18 protein-coding genes are annotated in these 23,417 nt (G+C 63.9%); 7 read left to right on the top strand and 11 right to left on the bottom strand.

All coding sequences use genetic code 11. The annotated features are described in order from the left end of the window. Nucleotides 1–2: 2 nt before the first annotated feature. Nucleotides 3–1,820 carry a cytochrome b/b6 domain-containing protein gene (locus CQ012_RS11880; protein ID WP_105662261.1) on the top strand — a complete coding sequence of 606 codons (1,818 nt, stop codon included), beginning with the start codon at nucleotides 3–5 and terminating at the stop codon, nucleotides 1,818–1,820. A gap of 102 nt (nucleotides 1,821–1,922) precedes the next feature. Next, on the top strand, nucleotides 1,923–2,579 hold the full coding sequence (locus CQ012_RS11875) for a class I SAM-dependent methyltransferase (RefSeq protein WP_105656498.1): 657 nt from the start codon (nucleotides 1,923–1,925) through the stop codon (nucleotides 2,577–2,579). A 65-nt stretch (nucleotides 2,580–2,644) separates the two neighbouring features. Here CQ012_RS11875 and CQ012_RS11870 read toward each other — a convergent pair whose 3' ends face one another. The 5 genes from CQ012_RS11870 to CQ012_RS11850 are packed head-to-tail and all read right to left on the bottom strand — an operon-like array spanning nucleotide 2,645 to nucleotide 9,088. Beyond that, nucleotides 2,645–4,129 carry a rhamnulokinase gene (locus CQ012_RS11870; RefSeq protein ID WP_105662260.1) on the bottom strand — a complete coding sequence of 495 codons (1,485 nt, stop codon included), beginning with the start codon at nucleotides 4,127–4,129 and terminating at the stop codon, nucleotides 2,645–2,647. Beyond that, nucleotides 4,126–6,177 (bottom strand): bifunctional aldolase/short-chain dehydrogenase, encoded by a 2,052-nt coding sequence (locus CQ012_RS11865; protein ID WP_105662370.1) that lies wholly within the window; start codon nucleotides 6,175–6,177, stop codon nucleotides 4,126–4,128. The genes CQ012_RS11870 and CQ012_RS11865 overlap by 4 nt, the downstream gene beginning before the upstream one ends. A 47-nt stretch (nucleotides 6,178–6,224) precedes the next feature. Further along, on the bottom strand, nucleotides 6,225–7,532 hold the full coding sequence (locus tag CQ012_RS11860) for an MFS transporter (protein ID WP_208294243.1): 1,308 nt from the start codon (nucleotides 7,530–7,532) through the stop codon (nucleotides 6,225–6,227). Nucleotides 7,533–7,534: 2 nt separating this feature from the next. Further along, nucleotides 7,535–8,707: an L-rhamnose isomerase gene (gene rhaI / locus CQ012_RS11855; protein ID WP_105662259.1), complete on the bottom strand. Its 1,173-nt coding sequence runs from the start codon at nucleotides 8,705–8,707 to the stop codon at nucleotides 7,535–7,537. 33 nt (nucleotides 8,708–8,740) lie between these two features. Continuing rightward, complete coding sequence (locus tag CQ012_RS11850; protein ID WP_105656501.1) at nucleotides 8,741–9,088, bottom strand: L-rhamnose mutarotase; 348 nt, start codon at nucleotides 9,086–9,088, stop codon at nucleotides 8,741–8,743. A gap of 252 nt (nucleotides 9,089–9,340) precedes the next feature. Here CQ012_RS11850 and CQ012_RS11845 point away from each other — a divergent pair, with 252 nt between their 5' ends. Both CQ012_RS11845 and CQ012_RS17625 read left to right on the top strand, forming a co-directional pair. Continuing rightward, nucleotides 9,341–10,363, top strand: a complete 1,023-nt coding sequence (locus tag CQ012_RS11845) for a LacI family DNA-binding transcriptional regulator (RefSeq protein ID WP_208294242.1) — start codon at nucleotides 9,341–9,343, stop codon at nucleotides 10,361–10,363. 98 nt (nucleotides 10,364–10,461) lie between these two features. Beyond that, nucleotides 10,462–10,614 carry a hypothetical protein gene (locus CQ012_RS17625; protein ID WP_166650735.1) on the top strand — a complete coding sequence of 51 codons (153 nt, stop codon included), beginning with the start codon at nucleotides 10,462–10,464 and terminating at the stop codon, nucleotides 10,612–10,614. A gap of 99 nt (nucleotides 10,615–10,713) precedes the next feature. Here CQ012_RS17625 and CQ012_RS11840 read toward each other — a convergent pair whose 3' ends face one another. Further along, nucleotides 10,714–12,498, bottom strand: coding sequence for a plasmid pRiA4b ORF-3 family protein (locus CQ012_RS11840; protein ID WP_105662258.1), 1,785 nt, complete (start codon nucleotides 12,496–12,498; stop codon nucleotides 10,714–10,716). Between the two features lie 214 nt (nucleotides 12,499–12,712). Here CQ012_RS11840 and CQ012_RS11835 point away from each other — a divergent pair, with 214 nt between their 5' ends. Together CQ012_RS11835 and CQ012_RS11830 are read left to right on the top strand one after the other, a co-directional pair. Beyond that, nucleotides 12,713–13,411 (top strand): maleylpyruvate isomerase family mycothiol-dependent enzyme, encoded by a 699-nt coding sequence (locus CQ012_RS11835; protein ID WP_105656504.1) that lies wholly within the window; start codon nucleotides 12,713–12,715, stop codon nucleotides 13,409–13,411. 93 nt (nucleotides 13,412–13,504) lie between these two features. Then, complete coding sequence (locus CQ012_RS11830; RefSeq protein WP_105656505.1) at nucleotides 13,505–14,560, top strand: CobW family GTP-binding protein; 1,056 nt, start codon at nucleotides 13,505–13,507, stop codon at nucleotides 14,558–14,560. A gap of 459 nt (nucleotides 14,561–15,019) precedes the next feature. On the opposite strand, the gene CQ012_RS11825 is transcribed toward CQ012_RS11830, so the two are convergent. The 4 genes from CQ012_RS11825 to CQ012_RS11810 form a co-directional block, all read right to left on the bottom strand. Further along, nucleotides 15,020–15,856: a bifunctional allantoicase/(S)-ureidoglycine aminohydrolase gene (locus CQ012_RS11825; RefSeq protein WP_105656506.1), complete on the bottom strand. Its 837-nt coding sequence runs from the start codon at nucleotides 15,854–15,856 to the stop codon at nucleotides 15,020–15,022. A 10-nt stretch (nucleotides 15,857–15,866) separates the two neighbouring features. Beyond that, the gene (locus CQ012_RS11820) at nucleotides 15,867–17,120 is read right to left on the bottom strand and encodes a DUF6986 family protein (protein WP_105656507.1); all 1,254 of its coding nucleotides are present in this window, start codon (nucleotides 17,118–17,120) and stop codon (nucleotides 15,867–15,869) included. Continuing rightward, nucleotides 17,117–18,748: a malate synthase A gene (gene aceB, locus CQ012_RS11815; protein WP_105656508.1), complete on the bottom strand. Its 1,632-nt coding sequence runs from the start codon at nucleotides 18,746–18,748 to the stop codon at nucleotides 17,117–17,119. Before aceB ends, CQ012_RS11820 begins: the two co-directional genes overlap by 4 nt. A gap of 79 nt (nucleotides 18,749–18,827) precedes the next feature. Beyond that, on the bottom strand, nucleotides 18,828–20,213 hold the full coding sequence (locus CQ012_RS11810; RefSeq protein ID WP_105656509.1) for an NAD-dependent malic enzyme: 1,386 nt from the start codon (nucleotides 20,211–20,213) through the stop codon (nucleotides 18,828–18,830). Between the two features lie 215 nt (nucleotides 20,214–20,428). Between CQ012_RS11810 and CQ012_RS11805 the strand changes: the two genes are divergently transcribed. After that, the gene (locus CQ012_RS11805; protein ID WP_105656510.1) at nucleotides 20,429–21,202 is read left to right on the top strand and encodes an IclR family transcriptional regulator; all 774 of its coding nucleotides are present in this window, start codon (nucleotides 20,429–20,431) and stop codon (nucleotides 21,200–21,202) included. Between the two features lie 127 nt (nucleotides 21,203–21,329). On the opposite strand, the gene CQ012_RS11800 is transcribed toward CQ012_RS11805, so the two are convergent. Next, complete coding sequence (locus CQ012_RS11800) at nucleotides 21,330–23,183, bottom strand: ABC transporter ATP-binding protein (RefSeq protein ID WP_105662257.1); 1,854 nt, start codon at nucleotides 23,181–23,183, stop codon at nucleotides 21,330–21,332. Nucleotides 23,184–23,417: the final 234 nt, after the last annotated feature.

The following is a 23,417-nucleotide window of genomic DNA, read 5'->3' as shown; positions in this document are numbered from 1 at the left end:
CCATGAACGCACCAAACCAATCCATCCGCCAGGGGCTGCCGCGCGTGGCCGGCGGCGATCCCTGGCCGCCAGCCGAGCTGTTCGCTCCCGCTGCAGGCGCCGCGGTCCCGGCAGGGCCTAGCGCGGTCGAGGATGCTGCAGAACCAGTTCTCGACCAGCCCGTTGGCCCGTCGGTGCCTGCGGAACCAACGCCTGGCCAAGCATCTGCTAGTTCCGCAGCCAGCGCACCGGCCGCGGAACCTGTTGCAGATCAGGGCGCGGTTGCCGGGCTTCTTCGCCAGGGCCTGCCACGGGTTGCCGGCGGCGGGCCGTGGCCGCCTGCGGGAACGCCGGTCGCCGCGAACGCTCCAGCCGCATCGCAGAACGCTTCCGCTGCACCAGCACCTGAGCCGGTTGCCGAGCTAGTTGGCGAACCGGTTGCCGAACCGGTAGCTGAATCAGCGCCGGCGGCCCCCGAACCAGTTGCCACCGCGGGTACCGCCCCGGCCACAGCGGTTTCCAGTGCCGGGGCACCAGCAGTTCGCCGTGGCCTGCCGCGCACCGCCGGTGCAGAACCGTGGCCGCCAAGTTCATTCGTGGCAGCTCCCGTTGTTGCCGCAGCTCCAGCGGCTCCAGCGCCTGCGCTCCCGCCGGCACCGGTTGCGGAAGCTGCCCAGGCCCAGGCCGCACCGGCCATCCCGCCGAGGGCAGAGGCAGCACCCGCGGATCCGGTGGGCCAGGCATCCGGCGCCGCGCTGGTCTCGGAGCCTGCGGCCGCCGAGGTGCAGGCTGCTCCTGCCCGTACCCGCATGGGTGCGCAGGAACCTGCCGCGCCAGCAGCCGCGGCAAGTAACGCGTCGACCGCCGGGCGCGCGAGCAAGCCGGCACCCCAGGCAGCGGCGAAGAGCAAGAAAGAAGCGGCCAAGCATGGCCCGATGACGACCAAGCAGTGGGTGCTGGCTGGAATCCTTGGCGCATTCTGCGCCTTGGGCATCGCCACCGCCGTGGTGCTCGTTGCCCGCGGCATTGCCGGCATCGATGCCGTGGAGTCATTCATGGAACGCTACCCGGGTGAGTACCACCTGCCGGACTCGGCACCTCTCGGGTTCCCTGGCTGGCTGGCATGGAACCACTTCTTCAACTTCTTCCTGATGGTCCTGATCATCCGTTCTGGCATGCTGGTCAGGCACCAGAAGAAGCCGCCTGCCTATTGGTCGTCGAAGCGCAGCCCGAAGGTGAGCATCAACCTCTGGCTGCATCAGGGTCTTGACCTGCTGTGGATCATCAATGGCCTGGTGTTCCTCGTGCTGCTGTTCGCCACAGGCCACTGGATGCGCATCGTCCCGACGTCGTGGGAGGTCTTCCCCAACGCGATTTCGGCGGCCTTGCAGTACCTGACGCTGGATTGGCCCACCGAAAACGGCTGGGTGAATTACAACTCGCTGCAGCAGCTGGCCTACTTCACCACCGTGTTCATCGCGGCCCCGGTCGCGGCGATCACCGGCTTCCGGCTCAGCGCCTTCTGGCCGAAGAACATGCCAGCATTGACCGCGAAGTACCCGATCGAGGTTGCCCGCGCGCTGCACTTCCCAACCATGCTGTACTTCGCTGTGTTCATCCTCGTGCACGTGATCCTGGTGTTCTCCACCGGGGCGCTGCGCAACCTGAACCACATGTACGCGGCCCAGGGTTCCACGGATCCAGCCGCGTACGCGGATAACTGGACCGGACTGCTCTTCTTCGCGCTCTCGCTGCTCGTAATCGCCGGCGCCTGGCTGGCCTGCCGGCCAATGATCCTCGCATCCATAGCCCGGCTCTTCGGCAAGGTCAGTGCAAGGTAGGAGCAGCGATTCTTGCCTCTGGCGCAAAACTGATCGCGCATGGGGTCGATCGTCAGTAGGGTCGATAACAACGGCCTTACTGACGAATGGGGAACAACGAAAATGAGCCACCACCACGAACACCACACCAAAGAACATGATGATGTCGCCTTCTGGGAGAACCACTACGGCCAGTCCGAGCGGGTCTGGTCAGGCAAGGTCAACCAGGTCATCGAGAACCTTGTCGCCCCGCTGGCCCCCGGCACGTCGCTGGATATCGGCTGCGGGGAGGGAGGCGATGCGCTGTGGCTGGCCACCCACGGCTGGAAGGCTACCGGAGTCGACATCTCGCCCACCGCGGTGAAGCGCGCGCAGGAAGAAGCGGCCAAGCACGGCCTGGACGCGGGGCAGACTCGCTTCATCGCCTCGGATCTGGCTGCGTGGAATACCGGGGAAACCTTCGACCTGGTGACCTTGAGCTTCTTCCAGGCACCCTTTGAATTCCCTCGCGCCAGCTTCCTGCGCAAGGCAGCGACCCTGGTCGCACCCGGCGGCCACCTGCTGGCCCTGTCCCATGCATCGATGCCGTCCTTCGCCAGCAAGCCCGATCACCAGATGCCAGTGTTCCCCAGCCCCGAAGAAGAACTGGAAGCTTTGGCTCTGGATCCGGCGCAGTGGGAGGTGCTGTGCGCCGAGGTCCGCGAACGCACCATCATCGGTCCCGATGGCAATCCGGCGACCCTGGAGGATGCCGTGGTATTCGTGCAGCGCAAGGTGTAAAAAGTTCGACCCTCCAGCCCCATCGGGCTGAAGGGTCGACGACGGCCTAGATATCCCACACGGATCTAGACCAGCTTCAGGGCCTGCGACGGGGTGTAGGCGCCTAGCGGCACCGAGTCGCGCACCACGTCGCGCAGGTTCAATGCATCACCACCCGCAGGCATAGCCGCTTGCAACTGCACGAGCACGTTGCCCAGGGCGGTGCATTCCACGGGTCCGGAAATGACCGGCACGCGCGCATGGTCTGCAGTGCGCTGGCACAGCAGCTGGCCTTGCGAGCCGCCTCCGACAATATGGATGTTCTCCAGCTCGAATCCTCCCAACCGCGCGGCTTCTGCAGCTTGGCGGGCGAAACTCTGAGCCAGCGACTCGACGACCACCCTGATCACTTCGGCAGGTGAGCACGGGCGCTGCCCGCCGGCGGCTTCCACCGCATCGCAGATGCGCTGGGCCATCTGGCCAGGAGCCAGGAACCGCTCGCTTTGAGGATCGATCAGCATCTGGGGAACAGGCAATTCCGCGGCCTCGGCAAGGAGCTGCTCCAAGCTGGTTTCTTCCCTTCCGGCGGCTTCCGCGTCGTCGTTCCATTGGCGGATCGACTCGCTGAGCAGAAAGGTTCCGGCGACGTTCTTCAGGAACCGGACACTGGAATCCAGCCCCAGCTCGTTGGTGAATCCCGCTTGATGCGCTTGCTCGGTGAGTACCGGGCGGTCCAGCTCCACACCAACCAATCCCCACGTTCCGCAAGAGATATAGGCGGATTTCCCGCTGGAGAGCGGGGTCGCAACCACTGCGCTGGCCGTGTCGTGGGAAGCGACCGCCACTACCTGGACTTCGTGGCTGGCACCGAATTCCGCAGCCAGCTCGGGCAGCAGGGCGCCCACCGGCTGGCCAGGGTGCACAAGCTGCGCGAGCTTTCCCGAAAGCCCCAGTTCAGCAACCAGATCCTCGTCCCATGTACCGGTGCTGTGGTTCAGCAACCCGGTGGTGGAAGCGTTCGTCCACTCGCTGCGCCGCTGCCCTGTGAGCATCCAGTTGAAATAGTCGGGAACCAGCAGCAGCGCCTCGGCGTCCGCCAACCGGTTTTCCAACTTCTCGGCTTGCAGCTGGTACACGGTGTTGAACGGAAGGAATTGCAGCCCATTGCGTGCAAACAACTCGCGCCGGCTGAATTTCTGTTCCAGCGCAGCAACCGCGCGCTCATTGCGCGGATCCCGGTAATGCCGCACTTCTCCCAGGCGCTTGCCGTCCTTGAGCAACGCATAGTCCACCGCCCAGGAGTCCACCCCGATGCTGGCGATATCCCCGCGCTGCGCGAAAGCCAGCGAGAGGCCGTGGCGAATTTGCGCCCAGAGCTCATCGATATCCCAGGCCAGCGCTTCTTGCCGCGCCCCTGGTTCCAGGCTCGACAGCGGAACCGGTCCGTTGGCGAAACGGTGGACGGCAGTGAGCTGGAGCTTCCCGTCCACCATCTGGCCGATCATGACACGTCCGCTGGTGGCGCCGAGGTCGATAGCTGCGACCGGCGCGCTCTCTGCTTGCTTGCTCATCGCAGGAAGGCTGCCGCCACTCCGGAATCCACCGGAATGTGCAATCCGGTGGTCCGGGTCAGTTCCGGCCCGGTCAGCACGAACACGGCATCGGCAATGTTCTCCGGGATGACCTCGCGCTTCAGGATCGTGCGGTTTGCGTAGAACTGCCCCAGATCCTCCTCTGCCACGCCATAGGTCGCCGCACGCTGGGCACCCCAGCCGGAGGCGAAGATCCCGGAGCCGCGCACTACGCCATCGGGATTGATGCCGTTCACGCGCACGCCATGCTCGCCCAATTCTACGGCCAGCAAGCGCACCTGATGCGCCTGGTCGGCCTTCGTGGCCGAGTAGGCAATATTGTTCGGACCTGCGAAGACCGAGTTCTTGGAGGAAATATAGATGATATCGCCGCCGAGCTTCTGCTCGATCAGCACCTTGGCCGCGGCCTTGGAAACCAGGAACGATCCCTTGGCCATCACATCATGCTGCAGGTCCCAGTCGGCCTCGGTGGTTTCCAGCAAGGGCTTCGAAAGCGAGAGGCCCGCGTTGTTCACCACCAGGTCCAATCCGCCAAATGCCAGCACCGCCTCATCGATGGCACGTTGCACGGCGTGCGCATCGGCCACGTTGGCGGCGACGCCAACGGCCACATCTGCGGTGCCCAGCTCCGCCGCGGCGGCCTGCGCCTTGTCCAGATCCAGGTCTGCGATGACCACGCAGGCTCCCTCGGCTGCCAGCCGCTGCGCCACGGCCTTGCCGATGCCCGACGCGGCACCGGTGACCAGGGCGATGCGCCCGGCATGGGACTTGGGCTTGGGCATGCGCTGCAGCTTGGCTTCCTCCAGCGCCCAGTATTCGATGCGGAACTTCTCGACATCGGAAATCGGCGTATAGCTGGAGACCGCTTCGGCGCCGCGCATGACGTTGATGGCATTAAGGTAGAACTCGCCAGCAACCAGTGCGGTCTGCTTATTCGCCCCATAGGAGAACATCCCGACGCCCGGGACCAGCACGATCAGCGGGTCGGCCCCGCGCATCGCCGGAGAGTCCAGGTCCTTGTGGGCCTCGTAGTAGGCCTGGTAGTCAGCACGGTACTGCGCATGCAGTTCTTCCAGGCGAGCGATCTGCTCCGATACGCCTGCGGTAGCGGGAAGATCCAGCACCATCGGCTTGATCTTGGTGCGCAGGAAGTGGTCCGGGCAGCTGGTGCCCAGGGCCGCCAGCTGCGCCAGCTTCTGGCGCGAGAGGAAATCCAGGACTCGCTGGTCATCGCTGAAGTGCCCCACCATGGGCTTGTCGGTGCTGGCCAGGCCGCGGATGCTCGGGGCCAATGCGGCGGCGCGGGTCCGGCGTTCCTCCTCGTCCAGCGGCTCGAATCCTGGAACCACAGGACCGAAGGGCTCCGGTGCGCCGTGCTCGTCAAGGTAGGCAGCGGCGGTGTCGATGATCCACAGCGAGTTGGACTCGGATTCCTGGGAGGTATCTCCCCAGGCGGTGATGCCATGGCCGCCGAGGATGCAGCCCACGGCCTGCGGATTGGCGTCCTTGATCGCGGCAATATCCAGTCCCAGCTGGAATCCGGGGCGGCGCCAGTCAACCCAAGCCACCTTGTCGCCGAAGATCCTTGCGGTCAGCTCCCGGCCGTCCTTGGCAGTGGCAATGGCAATGCCGGAGTCCGGGTGCAAGTGGTCGACGTGGTTTGCGTTGACCAGCCCATGCATTGCGGTATCAATGGATGGCGCGGCGCCTCCCTTGCCGTGCAGGCAGTAATCGAAGGCCGCGACCATCTCGTCTTCGCGCTCCACGCCCGGGTAGGCGTCCACCAGCGAGCGCATGCGGTCCAGGCGCAGGGTCGACAGCCCCTTTTCGGTCAACGTGCCGAGGTCCCCGCCCGATCCCTTGACCCAGAGCAGCTCAATTTGCTCACCGGTGACCGGGTCTTTCGCGGTGCCCTTGGCCGAGGTGTTTCCACCGGCGTAGTTGGTGTTCTTCTTGTCTGCACCCAACCGGTTGGATCGTTGAATCAGTTCCTGTGCGGTGGTGCGTGTCGCGATGGTGTTGCTCATGGTGTTCTTGTCTTCCGACTCGTTAATGTGCATGGGGGCAGTGGTTCTCAGGCGTCGACTTTGGTGGCCCTGGTTTCATATCCATAGCGCTCCAGTTCGATCTCTTCCAGCGACTTGCCTCGCGTTTCCGGCGCCCAAATGGTGCCGATCAGCAACGCGACGACCAGCAGGCCGATGATCAGGAGGCCAAGCTTTTCCAAGCCCAGGTTGGTGAGCAGTACCGGGAACACCAACGAGAGCAGGCCGACAAGCACCCGGGCAAGCATGAACAGCACGCCCTGTGCACTGGCGCGGTAGCGCGTGGCGAAGAGCTCCGCGGTCCATAGCCCGTAGAAAGCCTGCGCGCCGATACCCGCCGAGATGCCCCAGGCCACTGCGTAGAACAGCAGGGAGAAGGCACCTGGAGGAGCGAAGATCAGCACGGTCCAGGCCGCAACACCCAGCAGGGCGCCACCGAAGTAGAGCCAACGCCGCGAGACCTGGTCTCCGTATTTCATGAATCCGAAATAGGTTGCGGCGGCGGTCAGCACCCAGACCAGCACCTGGAGCAGGTTCTGCTGGGTAGCGGATTCAACGCCAGCGGCAGCATAGACGCGAGGCTGGAAAATGCCAGCCTGCCCTGCCACGGTATTCCATAGCCCATAGACGCCGAGCAGGAAGAAGAGCGCGCTCCAGTTGCGGCGGTCGGCCAGCAGCCCGCGCATGCCGGAGAAGAACGAGGCTTTCACGCCAGCAGCCGTTTCCGCGGCACGTTGCTCCTTCCACCTCCTGGACTCGGGCAATCCGCGGCGGACCCACCAAGTGACAGCGGCGATCAGGAAAAGATGGAAGAAGATTGCCCGGGAGCCGTTCACGCCCCAAGGCTCAACCAGGATCGCCAGCGCGAAACCGATGGCTGGGCCAATCGACCACGCCAGCTGAGCGGTGCCCACGTGCGCAGCACGCGATTCCTGCGGAGCCTCCTCGGCAATGTAGGTCCAGGAGGCTGGAACGCCTGCGCCCACGGCAATGCCCATGAGGACCACGCCGATGATCAGCAGGCTCGTACCGGAGGAGAAGGTGATCATCAGGGCGCCGACCATGAACACGATCAGGTCGTAGGTATAGATGAACTTGCGGCCCAGACGGTCGCAGAGCGGTCCGCCGATCAGTGCACCCAGGGCCGCGCCGAACGCGTTGGCCGACACGGCAGCGATGACACCGACCAGCGCGTCGTCGAATCCGAACGCGCCCTGCCACAGGCTGAGGCTGGTGGCCAGCGCAATGATGGCTCCGGCTTCTATGTAATTGCTCATGGCTACGGCAATGGTGGCTTTCCACCCGGAGATGCCGCGCTTCTTTGCTGCGGTGTTCATGATCAGGCTCCCCATCCTGCTTGCACGCCACCAGCGCGCGATGCTTCGATTCGGCTCTGGTAATCGGAGGTGCGGAAGGCCTGCATCGGATCGGCTGGCAGGCCGCGCGTTGCGCGCCATGCTTCCAGGTCGGCCCGCACGTCGGTGTAGAAGGCATCCATGAAGATCTCGTTGGCGGCCAGGACATCACCGGAAATCTGTGCTTCAGTCAGCGCTACGCGGTCGATCAGCAACGCCCGGGCCGTCATTTCCTGCACGTTCTGGACGCTTCTGATCTGGCCCAGGATCTTGTTCTCCACGTTGTGGCACTGATCGAGCATGAAGGCCACAGGCGTGTCCTGGTCCAGTCCGCCACCGCGGATCACCTCGGCCATGATGCGGAACAGCTGATACGGGTCTGCCGAGCCAACGATCAAGTCGTCATCCGCGTAGAAGCGGGAATTGAAGTCGAAGGATCCGAGCTTGCCAAGCCGCAGCAGCTGCATCACGATGAACTCGATATTGGTGCCTGGCGCATGGTGCCCGGTGTCCAGGCAAACCATGGCCCGATCCCCCAAGGCCGCAACCTGGGCATAGGACGTTCCCCAGTCGGGCACGTCGGTGTGGTAGAAGGACGGTTCGAAGAACTTGTACTCCAGCACCAGGCGCTGCTCTCCGGAAAGCCGCGCATATATTTCGGCCAGCGAATCGCCTAGCCGGTCCTGGCGCCCGCGCATATCCGCTTGGCCTGGATAGTTCGAGCCCTCTGCCAGCCAGATTTTCAGATCCTGGCTTCCGGTGGCATCCATTACGTCGATGCATTCGAGGTGGTGGTCGATTGCCTTGCGGCGGATCTTCGGATCCTCATGGGTCAAGGCGCCGAACTTGTAATCGTCATCTTGGAAGGTATTCGAATTGATGGTTCCGAGGCTGACGCCCAGGCCTTCTGCATGCTCGCGCAGCACGGTGAAGTCCTCGACCTTGTCCCACGGAATGTGCAGGGCCACCGAGGGAGCCAGTCCGGTCAATCGGTTGACTTCAGCCGCATCGGCGATTTTTTCGAAGGGATCGCGCGGGGTCCCGGGGGTCGAATAGACCTTGAAGCGAGTGCCCGAATTTCCATAGGCCCAGGAAGGGACTTCGATGGCAAGGCGGTCAAGGATTTGCAGGTGCTCAGGGCTCAGCTTCGAGCTCATGGAACTCTCCATTTCTAGTAATTCTGCGGGCTACTACTGCTGGGATGCGGCAAGTGCGGCCAGCTGGTTTTCGAGATTGAAGACCTCGCGCAGACGCGGCGCTTGCTGATCTGGCCGGCCGCCCAGGCTGAGGAAGAATCGGCTCATTTCCGCTTCCCACGCTGCGGTGCGCGGGTCGGAGTCCAAGGCGGCCTGGGCAGCGCTGTCGTCATCGGTTTCGTAATAGCCGATCAGCAACCCGTCCTCGCGCAGAAAGAGTGAGTAGTTGCGACGCCCGGCTTCTTCGATGGCTTGGAGCATCTGCGGCCACACTTCCCGGTGGCGCGACACATACTCGTCGATCAGGTCGGGATTGACCTGCAATTGAAAGCAAACTCGCATCGTACTACTCTTCCGGAGCGCTGGAACTGGGTGGGCAAAACTGTGCGATCCGATTCGCTTTGCACAAAAATGAATCGTTTCAATCGCTTCGAAATTCGAGTGTAGAGCAGGTCACACTTGAATTGCAAGCGGTCGGTCGATCGAATGCCGCATTCTTTTGAATCCTTTCAAAAAGCTGTCGGGATTCCAGTTCCCATCCGTGCGCCAGTTATACTCGCAGAAGAACAACTCACCGAAGAACAGGAAAGCTCTGTGGCCGTCAGCGTCAAGGAAGTTGCCGCCGAGGCGGGCGTTTCCGTAGGCACCGTCTCCAACGTGCTCAACCGGCCCCAGGTTGTTTCCGAACACACCGTTTCCAAGGTCACCGCAGCCATCGAGAAGCTCGGCTTTGTCCGCAACGATGCGGCCAGGCAACTGCGTGCCGGCCGCAGCCGGAGCTTCGGGCTCGTCGTCCTCGATGCACGCAACCCGTTCTTCATGGACGTCACCCAGGGCGCCCAGCATCGTGCCCTGGACAACGGCTACACCGTGCTGATGGGAGCCAGCGACAATTCCCTGAGCACCGAACAGCAACTGCTGGATCTCTTCGAAGAGCAACGCGTCGCCGGAGTACTCATCTCCCCCTTGCACAGCGACTTGAGCCGGCTCTGGCGGATCCGCGAAGCGGGCACGCCAGTGGTGCTGGTGGACCGCGGAAGTGGCGACCGCAGCTTTTCATCGGTCTCCGTGGACGATGTGGAAGGCGGAAGAATTGCCGTACGGCACCTGCTGGACATTGGCAGAAAGCGGATCACCTTCGTCGGCGGACCGCAGAGCATCGAACAGGTCCAGCACCGATTAACGGGAGCCCAATCGGTATTGGCCCAAGCCCCGGATGCCGTGCTGGAGCACATGCCTACCAAGAACCTGACTGTGCTGGAAGGACGGGCAGCCGGAGAGCGTATTCTTGCCATGGATCCTGCACAGCGCCCCGACGGGATCTTTGCGGCCAACGACCTGCTCGCGTTGGGCATACTGCAGGCCCTGGTGATGTCCGGCGAACTCAGTGTTCCCGAGGATATTGCTCTGGTGGGATACGACAATATCGACTTCGCCGAGTCGGCCGTCATCCCGATTACCACCGTGCGCCAGCCAGCAGAAGAAATCGGGCGAACCGCTGTCGACGTCTTGCTGCGCGAAGCAGAAGCGGGCGATCAAGCGGTCCGCGAGCAATTCGTTTTCACTCCCAAGCTCGTTATCCGTGCATCGACTGTGGCCCCGAGCCAAGCGCGCTGACGTTTACCTTAGGGGTTCCTGAAAAGCGGGTTCTGCAGCTTCTGATGCCCAGCGGTTCTTGCTAGGTTGGCATTCCAAGCAACGAGAGGGATGGATTTATGAGCGAGAACAACCCTGAAGCCCGACTGCACAAGGCAGAGGCCGAAGAGCCCGATACCATTTCCGACCCTGCTTTGAATGATGAAGTTGGCCAGGACTGGACCGATGAAGGCGGAGCGACGCCGCATGGAGCCGCGCTAGACGACGACTAGGCCAGAGGGCCAACCAGCCGAAAACCAAAAATGCCCGTGGGTTGCCAAGTTTGAAAGTTTGGCAACCCACGGGCATTTTCACTGGCTTGAATCAGCCGCCTAGAACTCGAACTCCAGGTGGGCATTGACTTCGTCCTTGTTGAAATACGCCGGATCGATCTCGTATTCCTCTTCGTAACCGAAGTTCGAAAGCCAGTCTTGCACTTCCTCGTACTCCGGGTCCGTCGGATCATCGAGAATATCCAGCTTGGCTTCCCAGCCACCGATCCCGCCGCTGTCCTCCATCGGAGCCATGCGCCGGCCGCCGGTGCATCGCGGCAGCTGGCCGCCATCGGCATCCAGGATCTTCTCGACGTCGATGCGCACTTCCCAGTTGTCCCCGAAGTCGTACAGGTAATCCAGGCGGTCTTTTTCCTGCTGCAGCAACGAGGAAACCAGGGTTTCCGCTTCGTTCTTCTGGTAGTCCATGTCGTCAATCTCTGGACCATATGAAGTGCCGCCGAAGCCACCCTCGTAGAAGCTGTGCAGGTGCCCGTCGTACCAGTCGAAGCTCGCTTGGATGATGTCGTGCAGGTCGCCAAGGTTCAGGTCCATGGGCACCAGCACGCGACGCCAGATCGGCGGCTTGGCGTCCTTGAGGGTCAGCTTCAGCTGCAGCACCTTGCCGGTATACGGTGTTTCGCGCTTCAGGCGTTTCGGCTCGTCATCGTCCGGCCCGAACATCGCATCGAGATCGGTGTCGTCGAATTCATCCTCATCGAGCAGGTCCTGTTCAACGTCGGTAATCGCCAGGCGGACGATAGTGGGCACCGAGTACGCTTCGCCATCTTCGATAAGGCCAAGTACGCGCAGTTCATGCATGCGCACATGCGCGGTTTCCCATACCTTTGGCGACCATTGATCATCTCGCGGGTCAGCCACGCGATGCGGGTTGCCTTCGATCCCCTCGACGATCCAGAACGCTGCCAGCCCCCAGGCTTCAAGGCTGGCGTCATCGCCGCCTTCCGGCTTTTCCAGCAACGAGTCCAGGCAGGCCTGGATGAAGTAGAAGTTCGGCTCGAAGGAGTCGGCGTCTTCATGCTGCATGATGTCTTCGTACGTCACGCCGCGCTCCGGCTTGCCCTGTTCGGGCAGCTTGATGGCGCTGACCGATTCCAGTGCCGAGAGCACGACCGCAACCATCAGGCCCCTGCGCGATTCGTGGACTTCCGGAGGCAGCTGGTCGGCGAGCGCTATTGCGGCCGTTTCCAAGAATTCAGACGCCGGCAAGCTGGCCCACAGATTCTTGCCCTCGGTGAGGGTCCAAGCCAAGAAGGCACGGCCCAGCTTGCTGATCGGCATGGCGGCGATTTCAGCCAGGGCCGCTTGAGAGGCCTCGTCAGATGCCATGATCTCGTCAATTTCATCGTTTTCATCGATGCCGTCATCACCGGCGAATGGATCCTGGGCTTCCAGCGACTTCCGGAACCACTCCAGGCTTTCGGCCTCGCGCTCCCACAGACCGGCATCGCGCAAGAACTCGACGTAATCCGCCCAGGCCATATAGATCATGGTTCCCAGCCCATTATCGGCGGCATCGGGATTCTCGGCCTCTTCGAATTCAATCATCGAGCTGAGCACTGCCAGCAGTTTGGGCGGATCAAAATCGGTAACCTTGTCCAGGCCGACGACTTCGGCGTAGATGCCCAGGGTTTCGCGCACTGCGGCAAGGACCATCAGGGCCAGTTCTGGGTCATCGCGGTTCTCGGAGAACCAGCGTACGAACTGCGGCGTGAGCGCGTCCAGGCCGCGCCCCACCTTCACCCGGTCCAGGGAGACGACGCCCTCTTGCAGGCGTGCCGGATGCCCCTGCTTGGGCTTCTGCTTCTTCTTTTTCTTCGCCATCGGACTGCTTTCCTGGTCGTTTGCTTCTCCCCCCTAGGCTACGTGGCTGCTGGTTCCTGAAGAAGCATGCCTGGCACGTGTTCTGCTGGACAGCTTCCTGCCGTCGCAGCCAGGCACCGCCAGGGCCCGCACGGCGCGGATATGAATCGAGTCGCTTTCGATATCTATGGCGTAACCCGTACTGCTGGAGCGCCCGCGTTGGTAGGGTGACTTCATGATCAATACTGCTCGTTTGCACTCGGACCTGTCACGACTCAACCGCGAAACCGCGATGATGTCGGCCACGATCGAAACCCTGTCCACCGAAGAAATGGCCGCCGCCTCGCTGTGCGAAGGCTGGAGCCGGGCGCAGGTCATTGCGCACTTGGCCTCCAACGGCCGGAGCCTGGTCAAGCTCATCGACTGGGCCACCAGCGGAGAACCGCAGGAGCTCTACGCCTCGCGCGAGGCCCGCGACGCGGAGATCGACGAGCTGGCGGCCCTGCCGCGCGAGGAACTGGTCAAGAAGTTCCAGGACGCCGCCGCATACTTCGCCGAGCAGTGCGAACGGCTCAGCGGCGAACTGGCCGTGGAAGAGGTGGACCTTCACGGCAAGATCATTCCGGCGACCTCCATCGTGGCCCTGCGCATCTCAGAGGTGGTCATCCACCACCATGATCTGGATACCGCGTGGACCATCGAGGAAGCCGATCCGGATTCCCAGGAGAACGCCGTCGAGGCCGCCGTGCGGACTATGCGCGTGAAGAACGCTCCGGGCATGACGCTGGTGACCGAAGAGGGCGACGAATGGGTCATCGGCGATGGCGCGCTGAAGGTGCGCTCGGACCGCGAAGGCTTGATCGAATGGCTGGCCCGCGGCCAGGCCCGGCATATCGAGGCCGATGGCCCGATTCCGGTTTTGCCTTCCTGGTAACCATCTTCTGGCAGGCGTGTCAGCACGCGGCAACGGTTGGCCCTGCAAGGAGAATGGATTCGGCCCGCTTGTCGAAGTGAAAAGGAGCCGGCATTGATCCCTGTCATCGTGCTCACCGGATATCTGGGTGCAGGCAAGACCAGCCTGCTCAACCGCTTGCTGACCCGCCCGGGTACCCGCGTCGGGGTCATCATCAACGACATCGGCAAGGTCAACGTGGATACCGGGCTGATCACCGGCCAGATCGATGCGGCCGAATCCATTGCCGGCGGCTGCGTTTGCTGCCTGTCCGATAGCAGCGGCCTGGACGAGCTGCTGGAGAAGCTGGGCCAGCCGAAGCTGCGCCTGGATGCCATCATCGTGGAGGCCAGCGGCGCGGCCGACCCGCTGAACGTGGATCGGCTGCTGCGTTTCGGCAAGGCCCACGGGGTACGCTTCGGCGGCATCATCGACGTGATCGACGCGGTGGAGCATGAGCACACCGTGGATACCGCGGCGATGGCCCCGGCCCGCTTCAGCGCCACCAGCATGGCGGTGGTCAACAAGCTGGACCGCATTGCCCCGGAACACCGCGACGCGGTCCTGGCCAGGATCAGCGGACGGATCCGCGAAATCAACCCGCACGTTGCCATCATCCCGGCGTCGCACGCCGCCATAGACCCCGAGCTGGTCTTCGACATCGCCCTGAACGAAGACCCGATCGACGAGTTGCCGTTGGCGGCTGCCTCCCGCCCGCACCACGACCACGAGCATGCTCCGCACGCCAACGCGGTGACGGTGCGCTGCCCCGAAGCGGCGGATCCGGGTGCCCTCTTGGACCTGCTGGAGCACCCGCCGGTTGCGGCCTACCGGCTCAAGGGGCATGTAAAACTGCGCACCGATCGCGGCACGCAGCGTTTCCTGGTCAATATGGTGGGCCGGCAGATCCATTTCGCGAAAGCAGCGGCCCACAGCGATCCGGCCAATGACGCGCTGGTCGCCGTGGGAATGAACTTGGACGAGGAAGCGGTTGGCGCGGCATTAGCGGCCGCCTTGGAACCAGCACGACTTGATCCTTCGCCGGGAAATCTCACCCGTTTGGAACGGCGGTTGATTTTGAGCAGCGATGCAGCAGATGCTCCGGCCAAGGTTGACGCTGAAGAGTTCTAGCTGCTGCGGCACTGATGCCTGCGAGTTGGCAACGAGGGCATCCGCTGCCCCGTCTCGACCTGCAACATCGAGCCGCGTTCGCATCCAGTTCGCGCCCGGTGCATAGGGGCACGTCCCAAACAGGCCAAGCCTTCGGAAATAACTCAAGTGCTGCCCGCGACTCCAGTGATGAGTCCCAATTCCAACCCGTCCAACGTTGGACGATTCCGTGCTCCCCGCGATTGCCGGGATGACGCCCGGTATTGCCGATGGTTTCGATGAGCGGTTCCAAGTGATCCTTGGATCTTCACGAAACAGCCCCGGGTCGCCAAAACCGAAGGCCGCATCCCGCGCGACCCTGCCGTCAGCCCACCATGTCCGAGCAAAAGAAACATCACTGGAACATGAAATGGACACGGTGCGCCGATGGCCGGCGGGTCAGCGCGGGGTGCGGCCCCGGCAGTCTCTGGAAATGAACGCTTACAACGCGATCTGGCGGTTCTGGTCCTTGTAGAGCAGGTACCGGAAGTTCTCCGGGCCGCCGGCGTAGCAAGCCTGCGGGCAGAAGGCGCGCAGTGACATGTAGTCCCCGGCTTCGACCTCGACCCAGTCGCCATTCATCCGGTACACGCCCTTGCCTTCAAGCACGTACAGGCCATGCTCCATGACGTGGGTTTCGGCGAACGGGATGGATGCGCCCGGTTCGAAGGTCACGATATTCACGCCGAAGTCGAAGGCCACGTCGTTGGGATCGAGCATGCGGGTGGTGCGCCACTTGCCATCGGTGCCCGGCATCGGGCCAGGTTCGATGTCGCGCTCATTGCCCACCACGGGAGCCGGTGCGGCGACGCCTTCAAGCACTTCGTAGCGCTTGCGCAGCCAGTGGAAGCTGGTGGTCTCGGTGCCGTCATTGCGGGCGGACCACGTAGCGCCGGCTGGCAGGTAGGCGAAGCCGCCGTCCACCAGCACATGTTCGGTGCCCTCGATGAGAAGGGTCAGCTGCCCGGTGAGCACGAAGATGAATCCCTGCACCTGGGCCTGCGGCTCCGGCTTGGTGGCGCCGCCGCCCGGGGCAACTTCCACGATGGCTTGGGAGAAGGTGGTGGCCCCGCCGGCGACCGGGCGGTTGAGCACCCAGGCACGGGTGTTGGTCCACTCGGGGAAGACGCTGGTGACGATGTCGCGCAGCACGCCCTTGGGGATCACGGTATAGGCCTCGGTGACGATGGCCCGGTCGGTGAGCAGATCGCTCTGCGGCGGGTGGCCGCCGAAGTCCGAGTAGTACGACGAGGAGTTCTGGATGGCTGGAACAGTCATGGTGTTGTCCTTAGGCGTGGGAGCGGTTCAAGGCGATCGCCTCGAGTTCGGGCAGGGTGATCTGGGCTAGTTCGGTGACCTCGTCGGCGCTGACCGCACCGCAGGCCACCCCGCGGTGGATGTAGCGGGCCAGGGCCCGTGCGGTGGCCGGCTCGTCCATGATGGCCGAGTTGATCTGGTGGACGTAGTTGCGCAACCGGGTTCCGGCTGCCTGCAGGCCTTCGCGGAAGAAGGCGAAGGTGGCCAGGTAACGGGTGACCAGCTGATTCTCGTGCATGTCCCAGCCCTGGTAGATGCCGCGGGACAGGTGGCGGGAGACCAGGCGGGCGTGCAGTTCCCAGGCGGCCGCAATGTTCTCCGGGTCGCCGGCCGGGATGATGTTGGTGGAGCCGTCGGACAGTTCCACCCCGGTGCCGGCTACGGCCACCTGCATGACGTCCTTGGCGAAGTCCGCTACCGGGTGCTCCATGGACTGGTATCCGGCGGCCACGCCCAGCGACGCGGAGTAGTCGTAGGTTCCGTAGTGCAGCGAGGATACCCGGCCCTTGCCCGAGGCGATCAGCTGGGCCACCGGATGGGTTCCGTTGGCGGCCAGGATGACCTGCGGGGTTTCCACCTGCACTTCGAAGCGGATGCGTCCGGCTTCCAGCCCGTGGGCTTCTTCCAGCTTCTCGGCCAGGTAGACCATGGACTCGACCTGGGCCACGGTGGTCACCTTGGGCAGGGTCAGGCGCAGGCCCTCGGGCAGCGGACCGTTGGCCAGAAGCCGGGTGATGAACAGGTCCAGGGTGCGGATCCCGCGGGCCCGGGTGGGTGCTTCGAAGCATTTGAAGCGGATGCCGATGCAGGCCGGGGCTTTGCCGGCGGCCACCGCGGCGGATACCGAGTCGGCCGCGGCAAGCACTGCGGCGTCCTCCTCGGCATCCGTGCGGTTGCCGTAGCCGTCCTCGAAATCGAGGCGCAGATCTTCGATGGGTTCGCTTGCCAGCTTCGCGCCAACCAGTTCCGCCAAGCGCTCTGGTTCGGCCAGCTTGAGCTTGGCCGCCAAGGCGGATAGGCCAATCAGTCCTCCGGCAGTGGCTACTGCGTTGTGGCCCCAACGTTCTGGGAGGTCCACGGTGTACTTGTCCCCGGGGACGTACACGGTATGGATCGGCTGGCGGGCTCCGGTATCCCCCGGGTAGGAGGTTTCCAGCAGCCGGTCGGTGGCGGCCAGCTTTGCTTCTACGCTGGCAAGCGTGGACTCATCGAAGGTGTTGCTCATGGCTTGGTCACGTATTCCTTTTCCAAGAGTTCGTAGGCTGGGGTGGTGAGGAAGTCCGCGAAATCCTCGTCCTTGCCGCTGGTCAGTTTCGCGATCAGTTCCGCTGCCGGCTGGTAGTAGGCGTTGAAGTGCTCTTCATTGTCGACCTCCGCGCGCAGGCGTTCAACCTCTTCGGCGAGAATGCCAGCAACCAGTTCGGCGGTGATGGTGTTGCCGGTGTCGGCGGCGACCACCTGGTTGCGGATCTGCTGCCAGATCTGCGAGCGCGAGATCTCCGCGGTGGCGGCGTCTTCCATCAGGTTGTGGATGGCGACCGCGCCGTTGCCCGAGAGCCACACGGCCACGTAGTTCACGGCCACGTAGAGGTTGGCGCGCACGCCGGCCTCGGTGACATCGCCAGGAGCGCTGGCCACGTCCAGCAGCTGGGCCGCGGTGACCTCGACCTCCGGGCGCTGGCGGTCGATCTGGTTCGGCTTCTCACCGAGCTTCGCGTCGAAAATCTCCTTGCACAGCTCAACCAGGTCAGGGTGGGCGACCCAGGAGCCGTCGAATCCGTCGTTGGCCTCACGGGACTTGTCCTCGCGGACCTTGTCGAAGGCGGCGGCGGTAACTTCTGGTTCGCGGCGGTTCGGGATGAACGCCGCCATGCCGCCCATGGCGAAAGCCCCGCGCTTGTGGCAGGTCTTGACCAGCAGCTCGGTGTAGGCGCGCATCATCGGCGCGGTCATCGACACGGCCGAGCGGTCGGGCATGATGAACGCTTCGCCGGCTTCGCGGAAGGTCTTGATGATGGAGAACAGGTAGTCCCAGCGGCCCGCGTTCAGGCCAGAGGCGTGCTCGCGCAGCTCGTAGAGGAATTCCTCCATCTGAAAGGCGGCCGGGATGGTCTCGATGAGCATGGTGGCGCGCACGGTTCCGTGGGCGATGCCCAGCTCGGCCTGGGCGAAGGTGAAGACCTCGTTCCACAGGCGCGATTCCAGGTAGTGCTCCATCTTCGGCAGGTAGTAGAACGGGCCCTGTCCCGATTCGGCGAGCACCTTGGCATTGTGGAAGAAGTGCAGGCCGAAGTCGACCAGTGCACCGACCGCCGGCTTGCCGTCGATGAGCACATTGTTCTCCGGCAGGTGCCAGCCGCGGGGGCGGACCACCACGACCGCGCGCGGGGCGTCGGTGCGCAGTGCGTAGGACTTGCCGGTTTTCGCATCGGTGAAGGCCAAGGTGCCCCGGGCGGCGGCCGAGAGATTGGAGATCGCATCGATGACATTGAACCAGCTCGGAGTGGAAGCATCTTCCAGGTCGGCCAGCCAGACCTTGGCGCCGGAGTTCAGCGCGTTGATGGCCATCTTGGCCGGGGAGGCCGGGCCGGTGATCTCCACGCGGCGGTCGCGCAGCGCCTCTGGGGCTTCGGCGACCTTCCAGTCGCCGGTGCGCACGGATTCGGTCTGCGGATCGAAGTCGATGGACTTGGCATCGGAGAACTGCTGGCGGCGCACGCCGCGTGCGGCCAGCAGCTGATCGCGGGTGCCAGCGAACTTCTGGTGCAGCTTCTCGATGAAGGCCAGCGCTTCGCCCGAGAGGATCTGCTGGGCATCGGCGACGTCGGGGATGCTGGTGATTTCAATACTCATGGGTTGTTCCTTAACTTCTTGTGCTCTGTTCCAATGAAGGGTGCGTTGACATGCACCCTAAGGTCTTGCTGCGCAGCGCCTACTTGGCGGCGGCTGCGTCCTGCACTGCCATGGCCACATCGGAGGCGACCTGTGGGTCGAATACCGACGGGATGATGAATCCGGGGTTCAGCTCTGATTCGCTGACCCGCGCGGCAATGGCGTCCGCGGCGGCCAGGAGCATGGCGTCGGTGATCTCGGTGACGCCTGCATCCAGCAGCCCGCGGAAGAAACCTGGGAATGCCAGGACGTTGTTGATCTGGTTGGGGAAGTCGCTGCGCCCGGTGGCGACCACCGCCGCGTGGCGGCCGGCCAGTTCCGGGTCCACCTCGGGATCCGGGTTGGCCATGGCGAAGACGATGGCGCGCTCGTTCATGGCTGCGATATCGGCTTCGTCCAGCACGTTCGGGGCCGAGACGCCGATGAAGACATCCGCGCCGGCGATGGCTTCCTTCAGGGTGCCGGTGAAGTTCTGCGGATTGGTGTTTTCCGCCAGCCAGGTGCGGTGCGCATCGGCGTAGGCTTCGTTGCGGGTGATCGCGCCACTGCGTCCGCAGGCGATGATGTTCTGCGCGCCGCGGGCCATGAGCAGCTGGATGATCGCGTTGCCGGCCGCGCCGACCCCGGAGACCACGATGCGCAGGTCCTCGATCTTCTTGTCCACGACCTTCACCGCGTTGAGCAGCGCGGCCAGGGTGACAATTGCGGTGCCGTGCTGGTCGTCGTGGAAGACCGGGATGTCCAGTTCTTCGCGCAGCCGGGCCTCGATTTCGAAGCAGCGCGGGGCGGCGATGTCTTCGAGGTTCACCCCGCCGTAGACCGGTGCCAGCGCCTTGACGATCATGATGATCTCCTCGGTGTCCTGGGTGTCCAGGCAGACCGGCCAGGCATCGACATCGGCGAACTGCTTGAACAGCGCCGCCTTGCCTTCCATGACCGGCAGGGCTGCGGCCGGGCCGATATTGCCCAGCCCCAGCACGGCCGAGCCGTCGGTGACCACGGCGATGGTGTTGCGCTTGACCGTCAGGTTGCGCGCATCGGCAGGGTTCTCGGCGATGGCCATGCAGACGCGGGCGACACCCGGGGTGTAGGCGCGGGAGAGGTCATCGCGGTTGCGCAGGGCGACCTTGGGGGTCACCGAGAGCTTGCCGCCAAGGTGCATCAGGAAGGTGCGGTCCGAGACGTTGCGCACGCTTACGCCATCGAGGTTATCCAGCGCCGCGCGCACGGTCTCGCCGTGGGCCACGTCGGTGGTGTTGCAGGAAACGTCCACCACCATGTGGGTGTGGTTGGACTCGGTGACATCCAGGGCGGTGATGTGCGCGCCGGCCGAACCGACCGCGCCGGCCAGCTCGCTGGTAGCGGTAATCGACGCAGGTGTCTGGACGCGAAGCGTGAGTGAATATCCCGGGCTTGGTGCTGCCATCTGATCCTCCTGTAAAAGTTTCCGTATAGTGGATACTATTATCCTCAAAATGAAAATGCAAGAGTGTTTTGTGGCGCCCGGCACGATTTTTGCCGAGTTAATATCGGATCGTGGAAGAAAAGCCTGATTCTGCGCTATTCTTGGGACTAGGATTTCGCATCGTAGAAGTAATGCGTAGCCCTCTTCCGAAACCAGTGCCTTTATTAGGAGCAAAGATGACGCAGACTTCCAGCAAGTCCACCACCGGCGGCGTCCAGTCCGTCGAACGTGCTTTCGAGCTCCTGGAAGTCATCGCCCGTGCCGGCGGAGAAGCCGCGCTCAGCGAGCTTGCCGCCGATACTCCCCTGCCATTGCCGACCATCCACCGCCTGCTGCGCACCCTGGTCGGAGTGGGCTACGTGCGCCAGCTGCCCAACCGCCGCTATTCACTGGGCCCGCGGCTGATCCGGCTGGGCGAGGTAGCCAACCGCCAGCTGGGCGCCTTGGCCTCCCCTGCGCTGAAGGATCTGGTCGCGAAGCTGGGCGAATCGGCGAATATCGCGGTGCTCGACGGAGACATGGTCACCTACATCGCCCAGGTGCAGTCAGCCCACTCGATGCGCATGATCACCGAAGTCGGACGCCGCGCCATGCTGCACAATTCCGGGGTCGGCAAGGCCGTGCTCTCGGTGCTGGATGACGAGCGCGTGCAGCGTTTGGTCTCGCAGGCGGGCATGCCCCCGAAGACCGCGAACACCATCACCACCCTGGGCAAGCTGTTCACCGATGTCGAGGCCACCCGCGAACGCGGCTACGCCATCGACGAGGAAGAGCAGGAACTAGGGGTTCGCTGCATCGCCGTGCCAGTACCGGGCGCGCCAACGCCGATGGCCATCTCGGTTTCCGGGCCGGTGACCCGCGTTGACGAGGCCTTCATCGACAGCGCGGTGCCGGTATTGCAGGAGGCGGCCCGCGAGCTGGGACGCCAGCTGGTGGCCGCGGCGGACTAGCCGCGCTTGGCGATTCCGGCACGCAAGCAAAGATGCCCGCCTGGGCAGTCGATGGCATCGACCGCCCAGGCGGGCATCTCAGTTCGCGCTGGTGCCGGAACACCTATGGAGCCGGCGAACAGGCGTGCTACTGCGCGAACTGGGTTTCGTGCAGCTCGCTATAGCGTCCGCCAAAGGCCAGCAGCTCGCTGTGGGTTCCGCGCTCGACGATGCGCCCGCCCTCCACGACCAGGATCTGGTCCGCCGAGCGGATGGTCGACAGGCGGTGGGCAATGATCAGCGCCGTGCGGTCTGCCAGCGCCTCGCCCAGCGCCGCTTGCACCGTCGCTTCATTCGACGAGTCCAGGGCCGCCGTCGCCTCATCCAGGATGACTACCTGGGGTGCTGCCAGCAGCAGACGGGCAATGGTCATGCGCTGGCGTTCGCCACCGGAAAGCCGGTAGCCCCGCTCGCCCACCACGGTATCCAGGCCATCGGGCAAGGAAGCGATCACCGGCTTCAGCCGGGCACGCTCCAGCGCCTCCCAGATCTGCTCTTCGGTCGCTTCGGGCCGGGCCAGCGTCAGGTTGGAGCGGATGCTCTCGTGGAAGAGGTGCCCGTCCTGGGTCACCATGGACACCGTCGAACGCAGCGAATCGAGCTCAAGCTGGCGGATATCCTCGCCGGCCAGTTCAACACTGCCCGAATCCACGTCGTACAGGCGCGCCAGCAGCGAGGCGATGGTGGACTTGCCCGCACCCGAGGAGCCGACCAGCGCGTAGGTTTGGCCCGCGGGGATCTCGAAGTCGATATCGTGCAGGACCTCTTCGCCGCCGCGGGTGTCCAGGATGGCGACTTCTTCCAGCGAAGCCAGCGAGACCTTGTCGGCGCTCGGGTAGGAGAAGCTCACGTGGTTGAATCTCACCGGCACCGCCCCGGCCTCGAGGCGGCGGGCGTTCGGGGCATCGGCAATCAGCGGCTCCAAGTCCAGCACCTCGAAGACCCGGTCGAAGCTGACCAGCGCGCTGGTGATTTCCACGCGCGCGTTGGCCAGTGCGGTCAGCGGCGTGTAGAGGCGGGTGAGCAGCATGCCCAGGACCACCACGTCGCCGGCGGCCAGATCGCCACGTACCGCGTACATGCCGCCCAGACCGTAGACCAGGGCGAGTGCCAGGGCCGCAACCAGGGTCAGTGCGGCGACGAAGTAGAACTGGCGCATGGCCATCTTGACGCCGATATCCCGCACCTTGCCGGCACGCAGCGCGAACTGCTCGGACTCGTCCTTGGGACGGCCGAAAAGCTTGATCAAGGTGGCGCCGGGGGCGGAGAAGCGCTCGGTCATCTGGTTGCCCATGGTCGCGTTCAGGTCCGCGGATTCACGGCGCAGCAGGGCCACGGACCTGCCGAAATGGCGGGCGGGCAAGAGGAAAATCGGCAGCAGCACCAGAGCGATCAGCGTGACCTGCCACGAGGTGGTGAACATGACCGCAGCGGTGAGCACCAGCGCCACGGTATTGGAGACCAGCCCGGAAAGGGTTCCGGCGAAGGCGGATTGCGCGCCGATGACATCGTTGTTCAAGCGGCTGACCAGCGCACCGGTCCTGGTGCGCGAGAAGAATGCCACCGGCATCTTCTGCACATGGTCGAAGACTGCGGTGCGCAGGTCATAGATGATGCCCTCGCCCAAGCGCGAGGAGAACCAGCGGACCACTACGGACACCACCGCATCCAGGATCGCGATCCCCGCCATGACCAGAGCCAAGTTGATGATCGTCCGCACCCCGGATTGCGCGACGACTTCGTCGACCACCCGTCCAGCGAGCACCGGGGTGATCACGGCCAGGACTGCGGCGAAGATGGAGAAGACGACGAAGACCAGCAGCCGGGACTTGTAGCTGGCTGCGAACTTCAGCACTCGCTTAGGCGTGGTTGGAGCGTAGGCCTTGCCCTTGTCTCCTGACAGCTTCCATAGCGAATGCCAGGCGGCGCTTTCCATGCTCATAAGTGAGTGCTCTCAATCCTGCTGGAAGTAATCGGTGGGTTCCACCTTTGTCCATGATCCCAGTAAGCCATCCGCGACTTCCAGGTAGGGTCAGCTTACGGCGGCCAGCCCGGGCGACACAGCCCGATTGCCCGACGCGCAATAACCGGGATCCCTGCATCAAGAACAGCGGTACCCCCGGGTTCATTCCTCGCCGGCCCCGCGCGGCACAGCACGAGCCCCCGATGGCGCGTG

The sequence above is a fragment of the Arthrobacter sp. MYb214 genome, from assembly GCF_002979865.1.
Lineage (GTDB): Bacteria > Actinomycetota > Actinomycetes > Actinomycetales > Micrococcaceae > Glutamicibacter.
The sequence above is the reverse complement of the archived record's forward strand: the minus strand, read 5'-3'. Positions and strand labels throughout refer to the sequence as shown.

Coding starts and splice junctions, on each gene's coding strand:
- CQ012_RS11880 (WP_105662261.1), top strand. CDS start 3: ATGAACGCACCAAACCAATCCATCCGCCAGGGGCTGCCGCGCGTGGCC.
- CQ012_RS11875 (WP_105656498.1), top strand. CDS start 1,923: ATGAGCCACCACCACGAACACCACACCAAAGAACATGATGATGTCGCC.
- CQ012_RS11870 (WP_105662260.1), bottom strand. CDS start 4,129: ATGAGCAAGCAAGCAGAGAGCGCGCCGGTCGCAGCTATCGACCTCGGC.
- CQ012_RS11865 (WP_105662370.1), bottom strand. CDS start 6,177: ATGAGCAACACCATCGCGACACGCACCACCGCACAGGAACTGATTCAA.
- CQ012_RS11860 (WP_208294243.1), bottom strand. CDS start 7,532: ATGAACACCGCAGCAAAGAAGCGCGGCATCTCCGGGTGGAAAGCCACC.
- rhaI (WP_105662259.1), bottom strand. CDS start 8,707: ATGAGCTCGAAGCTGAGCCCTGAGCACCTGCAAATCCTTGACCGCCTT.
- CQ012_RS11850 (WP_105656501.1), bottom strand. CDS start 9,088: ATGCGAGTTTGCTTTCAATTGCAGGTCAATCCCGACCTGATCGACGAG.
- CQ012_RS17625 (WP_166650735.1), top strand. CDS start 10,462: ATGAGCGAGAACAACCCTGAAGCCCGACTGCACAAGGCAGAGGCCGAA.
- CQ012_RS11840 (WP_105662258.1), bottom strand. CDS start 12,498: ATGGCGAAGAAAAAGAAGAAGCAGAAGCCCAAGCAGGGGCATCCGGCA.
- CQ012_RS11835 (WP_105656504.1), top strand. CDS start 12,713: ATGATCAATACTGCTCGTTTGCACTCGGACCTGTCACGACTCAACCGC.
- CQ012_RS11825 (WP_105656506.1), bottom strand. CDS start 15,856: ATGACTGTTCCAGCCATCCAGAACTCCTCGTCGTACTACTCGGACTTC.
- CQ012_RS11820 (WP_105656507.1), bottom strand. CDS start 17,120: ATGAGCAACACCTTCGATGAGTCCACGCTTGCCAGCGTAGAAGCAAAG.
- aceB (WP_105656508.1), bottom strand. CDS start 18,748: ATGAGTATTGAAATCACCAGCATCCCCGACGTCGCCGATGCCCAGCAG.
- CQ012_RS11810 (WP_105656509.1), bottom strand. CDS start 20,213: ATGGCAGCACCAAGCCCGGGATATTCACTCACGCTTCGCGTCCAGACA.
- CQ012_RS11805 (WP_105656510.1), top strand. CDS start 20,429: ATGACGCAGACTTCCAGCAAGTCCACCACCGGCGGCGTCCAGTCCGTC.
- CQ012_RS11800 (WP_105662257.1), bottom strand. CDS start 23,183: ATGAGCATGGAAAGCGCCGCCTGGCATTCGCTATGGAAGCTGTCAGGA.